Source organism: Microbacterium sp. NPDC055683 (assembly GCF_053617895.1).
In genome coordinates, this window is record NZ_JBSHGQ010000014.1 from 62,070 (window position 1) to 76,363 (window position 14,294).

Here is a 14,294-nt window from a genome sequence, read left to right on the forward strand (position 1 = left end):
CGTGTCCTCGTCCGCACTCGCGCCGGAATGGCTCACGACCCCCGCCGACCCCAACGACCTCGCGCCCGCCGTCTGGCCCGAGTCGGCGCATCGCGATGTGCAAGGGGCGCTCGTCGTCGCCGGCGCATCCGCCGTCGACCTCGTGCAGCGCTACGGCACGCCCGTCCTCGTGATCGACGAGGACGCCGTGCGGGCGCGCGCCGCCGAGACGCTGCGTGCGTTCGCGGATGCCGCCGCGCGCCACGGCGGCACGGCGCGCGTGTACTACGCGGGCAAGGCGTTCCTCTCCACGGCGATCGCGCGGTGGGTCGTCGACGCCGGCCTCGGCGTCGACGTCTGCTCGGGGGGAGAGCTCGCCGTGGCCCTCGCCGCGGGCGTCGACCCCGCGCGCATCGGCTTCCACGGCAACAACAAGCGGGTGTGGGAGCTCGAGCGCGCCGTCACGGCGGGCGTCGGCACGATCGTCGTCGACTCCGAGATCGAGATCGAGCGGCTCGCCGCCATCGTCGAGCGCCTCGACGCCGAGCAGTCCGTGCTCGTGCGCGTGAACAGCGGCGTGCACGCCGAGACCCACCATTTCCTCGCGACGGCGCACGAGGACCAGAAGTTCGGGTTCGCCCTCGACGCGGCCGAGCGCGCCGTCGCGCGCATCCGGGAGCTTCCGCGGCTGCGCTTCGCCGGACTGCACTGCCACATCGGATCCCAGATCTTCGGCGTCGCCGGATTCCGCGAGTCGGCCTCCCGCGTGATCGAGCTGCACGAGCGTCTCCGGGCAGGCGGCGAGGTGCCGCTGCTGAACCTCGGGGGCGGCTTCGGCATCGCGTACACGCGCGTCGACGACCCCTCGCCCATCGCCGTCCTGGCCGACGGCATCGTCGACGTCGTCGCCGCGGAGTGCCAGGCGCGCGGCATCCCGCTCCCCGTGCTCGCGTTCGAGCCGGGGCGCAGCATCGTCGGCCCGGCCGGCGTCACCCTCTACGAGGTCGGAACCGTCAAGCCCGTCACGGTGCAGACGGAGAGCGGAGACGCGCAGCGCCTCTACGTGAGCGTCGACGGTGGGATGAGCGACAACGCGCGGCCCGCGCTGTACGGCGCCCAGTACTCCGCGCGCCTCGCCTCGCGAGAGGGCACGGGGGCGCCCGCCCTCGCCCGCGTCGTGGGCCTTCACTGCGAGTCGGGCGACATCGTCGTCGACCACGAGTACCTGCCGGGCGACGTCGCGCCGGGCGACCTGCTCGCGGTCCCCGCGACGGGCGCGTACACGGCGCCGCTCGCGAGCAACTACAACCACATCCCGCGCCCGCCCGTCGTGGCGGTCTCGCGGGGCGTCAGCCGCGTCATCGTGCGCGGCGAGACCATCGAGGACCTGCTCGCCCGCGACACGGGCCTCGATTCCGGCACCGGCCGACCGGCCGGGGAGGGAGAAGGATGATCGACCACCGCACGCTGAGGGTCGCCCTGCTGGGCGCCGGTTCCGTCGGATCGCAGGTGGCGCGCCTGCTGCTCGAGCACGGCGACGACTTCGCCGAGCGCAGCGGCGCGAGCCTCGAGCTCGCGGGCATCCTCGTGCGCGACCCCGACGCGCCCCGCGACGTCGCGCTGCCCCGCGAGCTGCTCACGACCGATGCCGAGAGCCTCATCGTCGGCGCCGACATCGTCATCGAGCTGATGGGCGGGATCGAGCCAGCGCGCACCCACATCCTCACGGCGCTGAACTCGGGCGCCGACGTCGTCACCGGCAACAAGGCGCTCCTCGCGACGCACGGCGCCGAGATCTTCGACGCCGCCGACCAGGTGGGCGCCTCCGTCTCGTACGAGGCGGCCGTCGCCGGCGCCATCCCGATCATCCGCCCGCTCAAGGACTCCCTGGCGGGCGACCGGATCGCGCGCATCTTCGGCATCGTCAACGGATCGACGAACTTCATCCTCGACAAGATGGACCGCGAGGGCCTGTCGGCGGAGGAGGCGCAGGCGATCGCGACCGACCTCGGGTACCTCGAAGCCGACCCGACCCTCGACCTCGAAGGCCACGACGCCGCGCAGAAGGCCGCCATCCTCGCGAGCCTGGCCTTCCACACCCGCGTGTCCATGGACGACGTGCACCGCGAGGGCATCGAGAACGTCACGGCCGACATGATCGAGGGCGCGCGACGCGCGGGCTTCGTCATCAAGCTGCTCGCCGTGTGCGAGCGTCTCGCCGACAGCGCCGACGACGAGGCGATCTCGGTGCGCGTCTACCCGGCCCTCATCAGCAGGGAGCATCCCCTCGCGAGCGTGCACGGCGGCAACAACGCCGTCTTCGTGGAGGCGGAGGCGGCCGGACCGCTCATGTTCTACGGTGCAGGCGCCGGCGGCGTGCAGACGGCGTCGGCCGTGCTCGGCGACGTCGTCTCGGCCGCGCGCCGCCACATCGCGGGCGGCGTCGGCGTGGGCGAGTCGCCGAGGCAGAGCCTGCCGACCGCCCCCATCGGCCGCATCATGACGCGCTACCAGATCACCCTCGAGGTGTCGGACGAGCCCGGCGTGCTCGCGACGATCGCGGGCATCCTCGTCGACGGCGGCGTGTCAGCGGCGACCGTCGAGCAGACCGTCGATGACGAGGGCACCGCCCGCATCGTGATCGGAACCCACAGGGCTCGTGAGCAGGCGCTCGGCGACACCGTCGCGCGCCTCGCCGAGAGCGCCGTCGTCGAGCGTGTGGCGAGCGTGCTGCGCGTGGAAGGAGAATGACCATGGCCCACGTCTGGCGCGGAGTGATGCGCGAGTACGCCGACCGTCTGGGCGTCACCGACGCGTCGACCGTCGTGACCCTGGGGGAGGGCGGGACGCCGCTCATCCCCGCGCCCGCGCTGTCGCAGCGCACCGGGGCGGATGTCTGGATCAAGTTCGAGGGGATGAACCCGACGGGCTCGTTCAAGGACCGCGGGATGACGGTCGCGCTCTCGCGCGCCGTCGAGCACGGCGCGAAGGCCGTGATCTGCGCGTCGACGGGCAACACCTCCGCGTCCGCCGCCGCCTACGCCGCGCACGCGGGCATCACGGCCGCCGTGCTCGTGCCCGAGGGCAAGATCGCCATGGGCAAGCTGAGCCAGGCCGTCGTGCACGGCGGGCAGCTCATCCAGATCCGCGGCAACTTCGACGACTGCCTCGAGATCGCACGCGAGCTCTCCGAGAGCTACCCCGTCCACCTCGTGAACTCGGTTAACCCCGACCGCATCGAGGGACAGAAGACGGCGGCGTACGAGATCGCGTCGCAGCTCGGCGACGCCCCCGACTTCCACTTCATCCCGATCGGCAACGCGGGCAACTACACGGCGTACTCGCGCGGCTACATCGAGGACGCCGAGGCGGGGACGACGACGCGCGTGCCGCGCATGTTCGGCTTCCAGGCCGAGGGGTCGGCGCCCATCGTGCGCGGGGAGGTCGTGAAGAACCCCGAGACCATCGCGACGGCCATCCGCATCGGCAACCCCGCATCGTGGGAGCTCGCCCTCGAGGCGCGCGACCGCACGGACGGCTACTTCGGCGCGATCTCCGACACCGCCATCCTCGCCGCGCAGAAGCTGCTCGCGAGCACGGCGGGAGTGTTCGTCGAGCCCGCGTCCGCGATCGGCGTCGCCGGCCTCCTCGAGCGCTCCGAGGCGGGCGTCATCCCCGCGGGATCGCGCGTCACGATCACGGTCACGGGCCACGGCCTGAAGGACCCGCAGTGGGCCCTCAAGCAGGAGGACGGCTCCGAGGTCTCGCCGACCGTCGTCGACGCCGCGACCGGCGACGTCGCCGAGGTGCTCGGCCTCGCGCCCGTGGGAGCGCCCGCGTGACGACAGCCCGGCGCTCCGTGCAGGTCCGCGTGCCTGCGACGAGCGCCAACCTGGGCCCGGGATTCGACACCCTGGGCCTCGCGCTGTCGGCCTACGACGAGCTCGTCGTCACGGCGCTCCCCGAAGGGGAACTCGAGATCGAGGTGACCGGTTCCGGCGCGGAGGAGATCCCCCGCGACGAGTCGCACCTCATCGTGCGCGTCATCCGCCACGTGTTCGCCGACCAGGGGCGCACCGCGCCCGGTCTGCGGATCGTCGCGCGCAACGGCGTGCCCCACGGCCGCGGCCTCGGTTCGTCGGCCGCCGCCGTGACGGCGGGCGTGCTCGCCGCGAAGGGACTCCTCGAGGGCGAGGCGGAGCTGTCGGAGAACGACCTGCTCCGCCTCGCGGTCGAGATCGAGGGCCATCCCGACAACGTCGCGCCGGCGCTGTTCGGGGGGCTCACGATCGCGTGGACCGACGAGCACGGCCCGCAGCACAAGAAGCTGCTCGTGCACCGCGGCGTCGCGCCCGTCGTCTTCGTCCCGGAGACGACGATGTCGACCTCGCTCGCGCGCAGCCTGCAGCCGCTGCAGGTGCCGCGCGAGGACGCGGTGTTCAACGTGTCGCGCTCCGCGCTGCTCATCGCCGCCCTCATCCAGAGCCCCGAGCTGCTGCTCGCGGCGACGGAGGACAAGCTCCACCAGGACTACCGGGCCGAGGCGATGCCCGAGACCAACCGCCTCGTGCGGGCGCTGCGCGGCGCGGGGTTCGCCGCCGTCGTCTCCGGAGCGGGGCCGAGCGTGCTCGTGCTCGCGGACGGCCCCGGCCGGCGCCTCGAGGCCGCGGAGCTCGTCGTGAACGTGGCGGACACCCCGTGGGAGGCGCACATGCTCGCGGTCGATTTCAAGGGTGGTACAGTGAGGACCAACCCGGTGGGTGCTCGGTAGCACGTTCGAAACCACCGTCGCAATTCTGCGAAGCCCCCGCACGCTCCCGAGGATCCGACCCGATCGGACCCGGGATGGACGCGCGTCGTGGCGCGCGTCACGCGAATCCCGCCTGTGCGGTTCGGGTCATGCCACGCAACACCGACAGGAGCCCTCGTGGAGTCCCACTCCGAGATCCAGAACGACGACGTCGTCGCCGCGAACCCCGCAGAAGACGCGGGAGCGCAGGCGACCGCCGAGCAGAAGGCGCCGGCAGAGACGCCTGCTGCCGATGAGGCGCCCGCGAAGCCGGTGCGCAAGCGTGCGCCGCGCCGCGCGAAGTCGGCCGGCACGGCCCCCGCCGAGGTGACGGCGCCCGCTGACGCGGCCCCCGCGCCTGCGGAGGAGCCGGCGGAGGCCGAATCCGCGCCGGCGGCGGTCGAGTCCGCGCCGGCCGAGGCCGCAGCGGATGCCGCAGCCGAGCCCGCCGCGGAGGAGGCGCCGGCGAAGCCCGTGCGCAAGCGTGCGCCGCGCCGCACCAAGAAGGTCATCGAGGCGGAGGCCGCAGCTGCCGCCGAGGCCGCGGCTGCCGCCGAGGCCGCCGCGCAGGCCGAAGCCGCCGCGCCGGCGGAGGCGTCCACGGACGCCGACGACGCGGAGGCGGAGGCCACGGCCGTCGACGAGCCCGCGGAGGCTCCCGCGGCCGAGCGCGACGCGCTGTCCGCCGATGCGGCTTCCGCCGACGCGGAGGAGCCGGCCGCCGAGACCGCGGCGGAGGGCGCCGAGCCCGCGACGGATGCCGTCGAGCCCGAGGCCGCGACGGACGGCGGATCGGACGCGTCCGACGCCGACAAGGCGGAGGGCGACGCCAAGCCCGAGGAGGGCACCGCGCGTCGTGGTCGCAACCGCAACCGCCGTGGCCGGGGCCGCGGAGCGGCGTCGGACGCCGCCTCGGACGAGCAGCGTGCGGAGGAGCCCAAGGACGACGAGGCCGACCGTCCGGAGCGCGGCGGGCGTCAGAACCAGGGCCAGAACCGCAACCAGAACCAGAACCAGAACCAGGGTCAGAACCAGGATCAGGCGAACGGCCGCGGACGCGCGCGCAACAAGCGCCGCGGCGGTGCGGACGACGAGTTCGACACCGAGATCGGCGACGACGACGTCCTCATCCCCATCGCGGGCATCCTCGACGTCCTCGACAACTACGCGTTCGTGCGCACGACCGGCTACCTGCCCGGCCAGCAGGACGTCTACGTCTCGCTCGGCCAGGTGAAGAAGTACAACCTGCGCAAGGGCGACGCCATCGTGGGCGCCATCAAGCAGCCGCGCGAGAACGAGCAGTCGGGTCGTCAGAAGTACAACGCGCTCGTCAAGGTCGACTCCATCAACGGGCTCTCCGTCGAGGACGCGGCGACCCGCGTCGAGTTCGGCAAGCTCACGCCGCTCTACCCGCAGGAGCGCCTGCGTCTCGAGACGGCGCCGGAGAAGCTCACGCAGCGCATCATCGACCTCGTCGCCCCCATCGGCAAGGGCCAGCGCGGGCTCATCGTCGCGCCCCCCAAGGCGGGCAAGACGATCGTGCTGCAGCAGATCGCGAACGCCATCGCGCTCAACAACCCCGAGGCGCACCTCATGGTCGTCCTCGTGGACGAGCGGCCGGAAGAGGTCACCGACATGCAGCGGTCGGTCAAGGGCGAGGTCATCGCCTCGACCTTCGACCGCCCGGCGGAGGACCACACGACGGTCGCCGAGCTCGCGATCGAGCGCGCCAAGCGCCTCGTCGAGCTGGGCCGCGACGTCGTCGTGCTGCTCGACTCGATCACGCGCCTCGGCCGCGCCTACAACGTCTCCGCGCCGACCTCGGGCCGCGTGCTCTCGGGCGGCGTGGACGCGTCGGCGCTCTACCCGCCGAAGCGCTTCTTCGGCGCGGCGCGCAATATCGAGAACGGCGGCTCGCTCACGATCCTCGCCACGGCGCTCGTCGAGACCGGGTCGAAGATGGACGAGGTGATCTTCGAGGAGTTCAAGGGCACGGGCAACATGGAGCTGCGCCTGTCGCGTCAGCTCGCCGACAAGCGCATCTTCCCCGCCGTCGACGTCAACGCGTCGTCCACGCGCCGCGAGGAGATGCTGCTCTCGCCCGACGAGGTCAAGATCACGTGGAAGCTGCGTCGCGCCCTCGCCGGGCTCGACCAGCAGCACGCGCTCGGCGTCATCCTCGACAAGCTCAAGGAGACGCAGTCGAACGTCGAGTTCCTCGTGCAGATGCAGAAGTCGATCCCCCAGACGGGCGGTCGCGGCTCGGGTCACGAGAACGACATCCGCTGACGTGTTCGAGTCGGTCCAGGCCCTGATCGACGAGCACCGCGCGGTCGAGCGAGAGCTCTCCGACCCCGAGGTGCACGCCGACGCCGCGCGGGCGAAGCGCGTGAACCGGCGCTACGCCGAGCTCTCGCGCATCGTGAAGGCGCACGAGGCATGGACGGCGGCGGGCGAGGACCTCGACGCCGCGCGCGAGCTCGCCCGCGAGGACGAGGCGTTCGCGGCCGAGGTCCCGGCGCTCGAGGAGAGCCTGGCGGAGGCGCAGGAGCGCCTCCGCCGGCTCCTCATCCCGCGCGACCCCGACGACGCACGCGACGTCATCATGGAGATCAAGGCGGGCGAGGGCGGAGCCGAGAGCGCGCTGTTCGCCGCCGACCTGCTGCGCATGTACGCGCAGTACGCCGCGTCGCAGGGCTGGAAGACCGAGCTGCTGGAGCGCGACGAGTCGGATCTCGGCGGCTTCAAGAACGTGCAGCTGGCGATCAAGGGCTCCTCGAACGACCCCGCCCAGGGCGTCTGGGCGCACCTGAAGTACGAGGGGGGCGTGCACCGCGTCCAGCGCGTGCCCGCGACCGAGTCGCAGGGGCGCATCCACACGTCGACGACGGGTGTGCTCGTCTTCCCCGAGGTGGACGAGCCCGAGGAGATCCATATCGATCCGAACGACCTGAAGATCGACGTCTTCCGGTCGTCGGGGCCCGGCGGGCAGTCGGTGAACACGACCGACTCCGCCGTGCGCATCACGCACGTGCCGACGGGCATCGTCGTGTCGATGCAGAACGAGAAGTCGCAGCTGCAGAACCGCGAGGCGGGCATGCGCGTGCTGCGCGCCCGCCTGCTCGCGCGTCAGCAGGAGGAGCTCGCGGCCGCCGCGAGCGACGCTCGCAGGTCGCAGATCCGCGGGATGGACCGCTCGGAGCGCATCCGGACGTACAACTTCCCGGAGAACCGCATCGCCGACCACCGCACGGGATACAAGGCGTACAACCTCGATCAGGTCATGGACGGCGCTCTCGGCCCCGTCGTCGCCTCGTGCATCGAGGCCGACGAGGCCGAGCGGCTCGCGTCGATCGGCGACTGACGCCGTCGATCAGCGGGCGCCGTCGCGGCGGTCGGAGGCGTCCGGCCGGTCGCCCACGTCCCGTCCGACCGCGAACGCAGCGGGCTCGGCGCCGTTGAGGGCGTGGTCGCCGAGCAGTCGCGCCTTGAACGGGTAGGGGTTGTGCGACGCGACCGCGCGGGCGTTCCTCCAGTGCCGGTCGAGACCGAGATCGGCGTCGAGCGACGACGCGCCCAGCACGTCGAGCGCGTGCGCCGCGGCGTCGAGCACACGCTGCGAGATCTCGACCTGGGCCGAGGCGACCGCGAGCTCGACCTCCACGAACTCCGCGTCGACGGCCGCGGGATCGGCGTCGCGGTCGAGCCAGACGTCCCAGGCCTCCTCCATGCGGCGCGCCACGCCGTCGACGATCCAGCCGGCGGCGTCGGCGGCGGCGCGGAGTCGGCCGACGTGCTCCTGCACCACCGCATCGTGGCGGGGGAGCTGTCCCGTCCCCGTGAAGTACACGCGCGTCTTGGAGCGGAGCTGCCCGACCGTCTCCCGCGCCGCCGACTCCGCGATCCCGGCCAGCGTGGCGAGGAGGACGGCCTGGTGCAGCCCTGCGCCGCCGCGGGCCGGTCCGCCGGCGGGGAACCGGCGCACCTCGTCCTCCGACACGCGGACGTCTCGGAACACGGTCGTCCCGGTCGCCGTGAGGCGCTGACCGAAGCCGTTCCAGTCGTCGACGATCTCCACGCCCTCGCGGTCGGCGGGGATGACGGGCACGACCGGCGCGCCCTCCTCGTCGACCGCGCCGACCGGCAGCCACTGCGCGTAGGCGTTGCCCGTCCCGTAGATCTTGCGACCGTCCAGTCGGAGCGCGCCCGTCGAGGTGCGGGTCAGGATGGTCCGCACCTCGCCGATCGCCGAACCCCGCGGCTCCGTCGTGGCGCTTCCGAAGAGGTCGCCGGCCGCGACGCGCTCCAGCCATCGGCGGCTCTCGTCCTGGTCAGCGTCGCGGAGCAGCACCTCGACCTGGAAGAAGTGCTGGCGGAGGGCCTGGGGGATGTTCGAGTCGGCGGCGGCGAGATCGCGCAGGAGCAGGAGGAGCTGGCGGAGGCTGGCACCGTGGCCGCCGCGGTCGGCGGGGAGCCGGAGCGCCCCGAACCCTGCGCGTCGCAGCGCCCGCACGGCGTCCCGCGGCAGGTCCCGCGCCCGTTCGCGCGCGGCGGCGCCATCCGCGATCTCGGCGAACAGCGGCGCGAAGCGCGCCCTGAGGTCGGCATCGGAGGTCATCGCGCCTCCTCCTCTCGACGACGCGCGAGCGCGGCGCGGTGGCGCCGTGCCGGATGGCTCTCCGGCAGGAACGGGCCGCCGTCGGTGACCCGCTCTCGCGCCGTGCCAGAGCCGTAGTCGGCCCGCATGGTGCCGCGATCGACGAGCACAGGACGCACGTGGTCGACGAAGTCGGCGAACGATCCGGGCGACACGAGGTACTGCAGGTTGAGACCGTCGACTCCCGCGTCCTGCCAGGCGTCGATCTCGTCGGCGATCTGCTCGGGCGTGCCGACGGCGTGCCGGTTCGCGGCCCACCGGGCGAACGACGCGAAGTCGGCATCGGGGTCCGGCGCCGCGCCGAGGACCTGACGCAGCAGCGGACCGGGATCCGTCGATGCGAGGAGCTCCGCCACGGTCGCACGCGCGGGATACCGGTCGAGGTCCTCCTGCCAGAAGCCGCTGAACTTGACCAGGATCGACTCGAGGGTCTGCGTCTCCCTCAATTCGGCGTCCAGGCGGCGCGCCTCCTCCTCCGTGCTCCCGACGACGACCCCGAGCCCGCCGAGGATCTTCACGTCGCCGGCGGCGCGCCCCTGGGCGACGGCGGCGGCGCGCAGCTGGCGCACGCTCGCGGGCGCCTGCTCGCGGCCGCCCGAGGTGAACAGCACCTCCGCGTTGGCGCCGGCGAATCCGATCCCCGTGCCCGATGCGGCGGCGTTGAAGAGGAACGGGGTCCGCTGCGGGCTCGGTTCCGTGAGATGAGGACCCGGGACGTTGTAGTACGGACCGACGTGGTCGATCGTGTGGACCTTCGACGGATCGGCGTAGACGCCGCGCACGCGATCGGCGACGACGGCGTCATCCTCCCAGCTGGCCTCCCACAGCTTGAAGACGGCCGTGACGTAGTCCTCGGCGCGCCCGTAGCGCTCCTCATGGCTCGGCAGGCCGTCATGGCCGAGGTTCCGCCCTGCCCCGGGCAGGAAGCTCGTCACGATGTTCCACGCGATGCGGCCGCCGGAGAGGTGGTCGAGCGTCGACATCTTGCGGGCGAAGGTGTACGGGGGCTCCTGGAGGATGTTCTCGGTCAGCACGAACGACAGATCCGTCGTCGCGTGGGCGAGGATGGGGATGAGGACGGCCGGGTCGTTCACGGGCGTCTGCATCCCCGTGGCGATCGCCGCGTCCCTGCTGCCCCGGTAGATGTCGTACGGCGCGAGGACGTCGGCGAAGAAGAGGAAGTCGAAGCGGCCGCGCTCGAGAACACGGGCGAGATCCACCCACGCGTCGGCCGTGTTGAGCTCCGTCTGCCGCGAGTCGGCGCGCCGCCACGATCCGTGATCGTGGTGCGACAGCACGAACTCGTTGAAGGCGCTGAAGATGAGGGGACGGCGGCGGGTCATCGCGCGGTCTCCGTGCCGAGCACCTGCTTGCCGATCACTCCGGACAGCACCTCCGTCGAGTAGGCCATGAGCTGACCCGCCTCCGCGTCGCGCAGATGGCGCTGGATCGGCGAGGTGCGCAGGTAGCCGCTCGCGCCGCCGACGCGCACGGCGAGCTGAGCCGTCTCCACGGCGACGCGATTGGCCAGGAGCTTGGCGCGGTCGAAGCCTCCCGCGTGCGCGGGGTCGCCCGCGTCGGCCTGCCTGAGCGCCTGGCGCCAGTAGGCGCGCACCGCCTCGATGCGGCTGTGGTGGTCGGCGACGGCGTACTCGACCCACTGCTGCTCGGCGAGCGGGCGGCCCGCGATGACCCGCGAGCGGGCATGCGCGACGAGCGCGCCGAGCGCGGCGTCGGCGATGCCGAGCGAGATGCCCGCGAGGCCGGCGCCGACGTAGTTCCGGTGGTCGGGACCGGGCGCGCCCCCTCGGCGGTCGGTGCGCAGGAGAGTGCCGTGGAAGGACAGCAGCTGGCTGCGCGTGCCGCGCAGGCCCAGCGAGTCCCAGATCGGGATGACCGAGATCGTGGCGTCGGGCTCCACGCCGAAGAACGCCGGAGCTCCGTCGATCGCCACGTTGACGAGGAGGTGGTCGGCGATCTCGCTTCCCGACACGAACCGCTTCGCCCCGTCGAGCGTGTAGCCGCCCTCCACGGGGGAGGCCTCCTGCTGGGGGGTGAGGAAGCGGTTGCCGCTCGTGGGCTCCGAGAGCGCGTTCGCGAAGCGGTCTCCCGCGAGCAGCGCGTCGGCGTAGTAGGAGCCGAGCGAGTCGGCCGTCAGCTGTGCGAGACCCACCGCGGCGCCCAGGTGCATCGTCCAGATCGTGGCCACGGCGGGGTCGGCCTCCGCGAGGGCGCGCACGACCTCGCCGAAGAAGGCGTACGACGCGCCCCCTCCGCCGAGGTGCTGCGGCAGCGCGGCCGCGTCGAAGCCCTCCGCGTGGAGCCGGCGCAGCGCCGCCTCCGGCAGCCGGGCGTGCTCGTCGTTCTCGGCCGCGTCGGCGGCGAACGAGGGGAGCAGCTCGTCGAGGCGGGCGCGCAGGCGCCGTTCGTCGTCGCGGACGAGCGCATCGGTGACGGTCATGGGTTCCTTCCGTGTCAGGGCGCACCCGGTCCGGAGAACCGGGCGAGGACGAGCTCCTCGAGCGTCGTCACGAGGGTGTACACGACCGTGGTCGCGAGGATGAAGACGGTCGCCGTGGCCCACAGTGCCGCGTACTGGGATGTGCCGGCCGCGCGCATGAGCTGCGATCCGGCTCCCTCGCCCGTGATGAGCCACTCCGCGATGAGGGCGGCCGAGAGCGACTGCGGGATCGCGAGCCTGGCGGCCGTGAAGAGCGCGGGAACCGCGGACGGGAGCCCGACCTTCCAGATCTGCGCCCACCGCCGTCCGCCGAAGACGGAGACGACGTCGAGCGCCTGCGGAGATGCGCCCGCGATCCCGAACGAGATCGTGACGAGAGCCGAGAAGAACACGACGATGAAGCCGATCGCGGCGAGACCGGCGTCGCCGCGGCCGAACACGAGCACGATCAGCGGGGTGAGGGCCACCAGCGGAAAGGTGCGCAGCACCATCGCGACGGGCATGAACGCGGTCGCGAGCGCGGGGAAGAGGGCGAAGAGCGTCGAGATGACGGCGGCCCCGCCGAGCCCCGCGACGTAACCGATGCCCGCGTCGTGGGCGGTGACGGCGAGACCGTCGAGCACGAGCGCGCGGTTCGCCGCGGCGTCGGGCACGGCCCAGAGGTACGACCAGACGTCGATGGGCGACTTCGCGATGAACGGGCTGATGCCGGTGACCGCCAGGAGGACCTGCCAGACGACGAGCAGCGCGATCACGGTGCCCGCGAAGACGGCCGCGCGACGGCCGACGGATGCGGCGATCCGGGTCATGCGAGCCTCCTCCCGCCGTGCGCCCAGGGAAGCGCGACGCGCGCGACGGCCCCGATGAGCGCGTAGCCGAGGCTCGTCGCGAGGGCGGCGCTCAAGCCGAAGATCCAGGTGCGCTCGACCTGGATCGAGCGCTGCGCGACGGCGAGCGCGACGCCGACCCCGGAGTCGACTCCGCCCAGGTACTCGCCGATGATGGCACCGAGGATCGCGGCGGGGATGCCGATCTTGAGGGCGTTGAGGGTCGCGGGAAGCGCCGCGAACAGCTTCACCTTGACGAACAGGTCCCAGCGGCTGCCTCCGTAGGCGGCGATCATGTCGGATTCGATGCGGCGCGTGGCTCGCGAGCCGAGAAGCGCTCCGACGAGCGTCGTGAAGAGCACGGCGATCGCCGCGAGGAAGATGGAGGGCGTGCGTCCCTGCACGACGGCGAGGACGACGGGGCCGATCGCCGCTGCCGGAGCGCACTCCACGAACAGCGCGAGCTGTCCGACGGGTGCCGAGAGCGACGGCAGGAGCATGACGACGACCGCGAGCGCGAGGGCGATGCCCGCACCCCAGGCGAACCCCTGCAGTGCGCTCGACAGGGTGACGCCGATCTGCGCGGCGTAGTATCCGGCTCCGTCGGCGGCGATCTGGCGCACGAGGTCGGGCGGCGACGGCACGACGCCCGTCTCCCCGAAGGTCGTGTCTGCGGTGATCCACCAGGCGGCGATGACGATCGCGAAGCCGACGGCCCCGAGCGCGTACCGCGCCGCCGCACTACGCCGCATGATCGTCTGCGTCGCGGGCGGTGCGGAAGAGGAGCTCGACGAGGCGGTCGCTGAGCGCGTGGAACTCGGGAGAGCGGATGACCTCGATCGTGCGCGGGCGGGGGAGGTCGATCGGCACGACCTCGACGATGCGACCCGGCCGGTGCGACATCACCGCGACGGCATCGGAGAGCAGGATGGCCTCCTGGATGCCGTGCGTCACCATGAGCGTGGTCGACGGCCGCTCCGACCAGATCCGCTGCAGCTCCAGGTTGAGGCGCTGCCGCGTCATGTCGTCGAGGGCGCCGAACGGCTCGTCGAGGAGGAGGAGCTCGGGCTGCACGACGAGGGCGCGGGCGATCGACACCCGCTGCCGCATCCCGCCCGACAGCTGCGCGGGCCTGGCGTGCTCGAAGCTGGAGAGCCCGACGAGCCGGATGAGGTCGTCGACGCGGCCGCGGTCGGGGGAGCGGCCCGCGAGCTCGAGCGGGAGGGAGATGTTGCGGCGGACGGACCGCCATTCGAGGAGGGCGGCATCCTGGAACGCCACGCCGACGTCGTCGCGACGACGTCCGCCGGCGACGTCCTCTCCGTGTACGCTGACCGTCCCGGAGCTCGGCTCCTCGAGGCCCGCGAGGATGCGGAGGACCGTCGACTTCCCGCAGCCGGACGGGCCGATGAGCGAGACGAAGCCGCCCCGCGGCACATCGAGGTCGACGCCCGCGAGCGCCTCGACTCCACGACGCCCCGCGAAGGACTTGCGGAGGCCGGCGATATGCAGACCGGCGTCCGGCCCCGCCGCGGGGGGGGCGGAGGCCGGGGCGGGCGGCGGGAGGCGGCGCCGCGCCCG

The 14,294-nt window shown here is 72.8% G+C and carries 12 protein-coding genes; 6 read left to right on the top strand and 6 right to left on the bottom strand.

What is annotated here, in order from left to right; all coding sequences use genetic code 11:
• Position 1 precedes the first annotated feature (1 nt).
• The 6 genes from lysA to prfA all read left to right on the top strand — a co-directional run bounded on the left by lysA (position 2) and on the right by prfA (position 8,132).
• Positions 2-1,432, top strand: a complete 1,431-nt coding sequence (gene lysA, locus ACWGPF_RS07635; protein WP_452332257.1) for a diaminopimelate decarboxylase — start codon at positions 2-4, stop codon at positions 1,430-1,432.
• A complete protein-coding gene (locus tag ACWGPF_RS07640; RefSeq protein ID WP_452332258.1) occupies positions 1,429-2,730 on the top strand; it encodes a homoserine dehydrogenase in 1,302 nt (433 codons plus the stop codon). The genes lysA and ACWGPF_RS07640 overlap by 4 nt, the downstream gene beginning before the upstream one ends.
• A gap of 2 nt (positions 2,731-2,732) precedes the next feature.
• A complete protein-coding gene (gene thrC / locus ACWGPF_RS07645) occupies positions 2,733-3,821 on the top strand; it encodes a threonine synthase (RefSeq protein WP_345439598.1) in 1,089 nt (362 codons plus the stop codon).
• A complete protein-coding gene (gene thrB / locus ACWGPF_RS07650; protein WP_452332259.1) occupies positions 3,818-4,750 on the top strand; it encodes a homoserine kinase in 933 nt (310 codons plus the stop codon). Before thrC ends, thrB begins: the two co-directional genes overlap by 4 nt.
• Before the next feature lie 156 nt (positions 4,751-4,906).
• Positions 4,907-7,057 carry a transcription termination factor Rho gene (gene rho / locus ACWGPF_RS07655; protein ID WP_452332260.1) on the top strand — a complete coding sequence of 717 codons (2,151 nt, stop codon included), beginning with the start codon at positions 4,907-4,909 and terminating at the stop codon, positions 7,055-7,057.
• A 1-nt stretch (position 7,058) separates the two neighbouring features.
• Positions 7,059-8,132 (top strand): peptide chain release factor 1, encoded by a 1,074-nt coding sequence (gene prfA, locus ACWGPF_RS07660; RefSeq protein ID WP_452332261.1) that lies wholly within the window; start codon positions 7,059-7,061, stop codon positions 8,130-8,132.
• 9 nt (positions 8,133-8,141) lie between these two features.
• On the opposite strand, the gene ACWGPF_RS07665 is transcribed toward prfA, so the two are convergent.
• From ACWGPF_RS07665 to ACWGPF_RS07690, 6 genes are read right to left on the bottom strand one after another with little or no spacing between them, the layout of a single operon-like run.
• The gene (locus ACWGPF_RS07665; protein WP_452332262.1) at positions 8,142-9,386 is read right to left on the bottom strand and encodes an acyl-CoA dehydrogenase family protein; all 1,245 of its coding nucleotides are present in this window, start codon (positions 9,384-9,386) and stop codon (positions 8,142-8,144) included.
• A complete protein-coding gene (locus ACWGPF_RS07670) occupies positions 9,383-10,768 on the bottom strand; it encodes an NtaA/DmoA family FMN-dependent monooxygenase (RefSeq protein WP_452332263.1) in 1,386 nt (461 codons plus the stop codon). The genes ACWGPF_RS07665 and ACWGPF_RS07670 overlap by 4 nt, the downstream gene beginning before the upstream one ends.
• Positions 10,765-11,886 carry an acyl-CoA dehydrogenase family protein gene (locus ACWGPF_RS07675; RefSeq protein WP_452332264.1) on the bottom strand — a complete coding sequence of 374 codons (1,122 nt, stop codon included), beginning with the start codon at positions 11,884-11,886 and terminating at the stop codon, positions 10,765-10,767. The genes ACWGPF_RS07670 and ACWGPF_RS07675 overlap by 4 nt, the downstream gene beginning before the upstream one ends.
• A 14-nt stretch (positions 11,887-11,900) precedes the next feature.
• The gene (locus tag ACWGPF_RS07680; RefSeq protein ID WP_345439612.1) at positions 11,901-12,695 is read right to left on the bottom strand and encodes an ABC transporter permease; all 795 of its coding nucleotides are present in this window, start codon (positions 12,693-12,695) and stop codon (positions 11,901-11,903) included.
• Entirely contained in the window at positions 12,692-13,465 is a 774-nt protein-coding gene (locus ACWGPF_RS07685; RefSeq protein WP_452332265.1) for an ABC transporter permease, read from the bottom strand. Before ACWGPF_RS07685 ends, ACWGPF_RS07680 begins: the two co-directional genes overlap by 4 nt.
• Positions 13,455-14,225: an ABC transporter ATP-binding protein gene (locus ACWGPF_RS07690; protein ID WP_452332270.1), complete on the bottom strand. Its 771-nt coding sequence runs from the start codon at positions 14,223-14,225 to the stop codon at positions 13,455-13,457. The genes ACWGPF_RS07685 and ACWGPF_RS07690 overlap by 11 nt, the downstream gene beginning before the upstream one ends.
• Positions 14,226-14,294: the final 69 nt, after the last annotated feature.

What these genes read in the sequence shown, in the direction of transcription:
- ACWGPF_RS07675 (WP_452332264.1), bottom strand. Translation starts at nt 11,886, where the DNA reads ATGACCGTCACCGATGCGCTCGTCCGCGACGACGAACGGCGCCTGCGC.
- ACWGPF_RS07665 (WP_452332262.1), bottom strand. Translation starts at nt 9,386, where the DNA reads ATGACCTCCGATGCCGACCTCAGGGCGCGCTTCGCGCCGCTGTTCGCC.
- ACWGPF_RS07685 (WP_452332265.1), bottom strand. Translation starts at nt 13,465, where the DNA reads ATGCGGCGTAGTGCGGCGGCGCGGTACGCGCTCGGGGCCGTCGGCTTC.
- thrC (WP_345439598.1), top strand. Translation starts at nt 2,733, where the DNA reads ATGGCCCACGTCTGGCGCGGAGTGATGCGCGAGTACGCCGACCGTCTG.
- ACWGPF_RS07640 (WP_452332258.1), top strand. Translation starts at nt 1,429, where the DNA reads ATGATCGACCACCGCACGCTGAGGGTCGCCCTGCTGGGCGCCGGTTCC.
- ACWGPF_RS07670 (WP_452332263.1), bottom strand. Translation starts at nt 10,768, where the DNA reads ATGACCCGCCGCCGTCCCCTCATCTTCAGCGCCTTCAACGAGTTCGTG.
- ACWGPF_RS07680 (WP_345439612.1), bottom strand. Translation starts at nt 12,695, where the DNA reads ATGACCCGGATCGCCGCATCCGTCGGCCGTCGCGCGGCCGTCTTCGCG.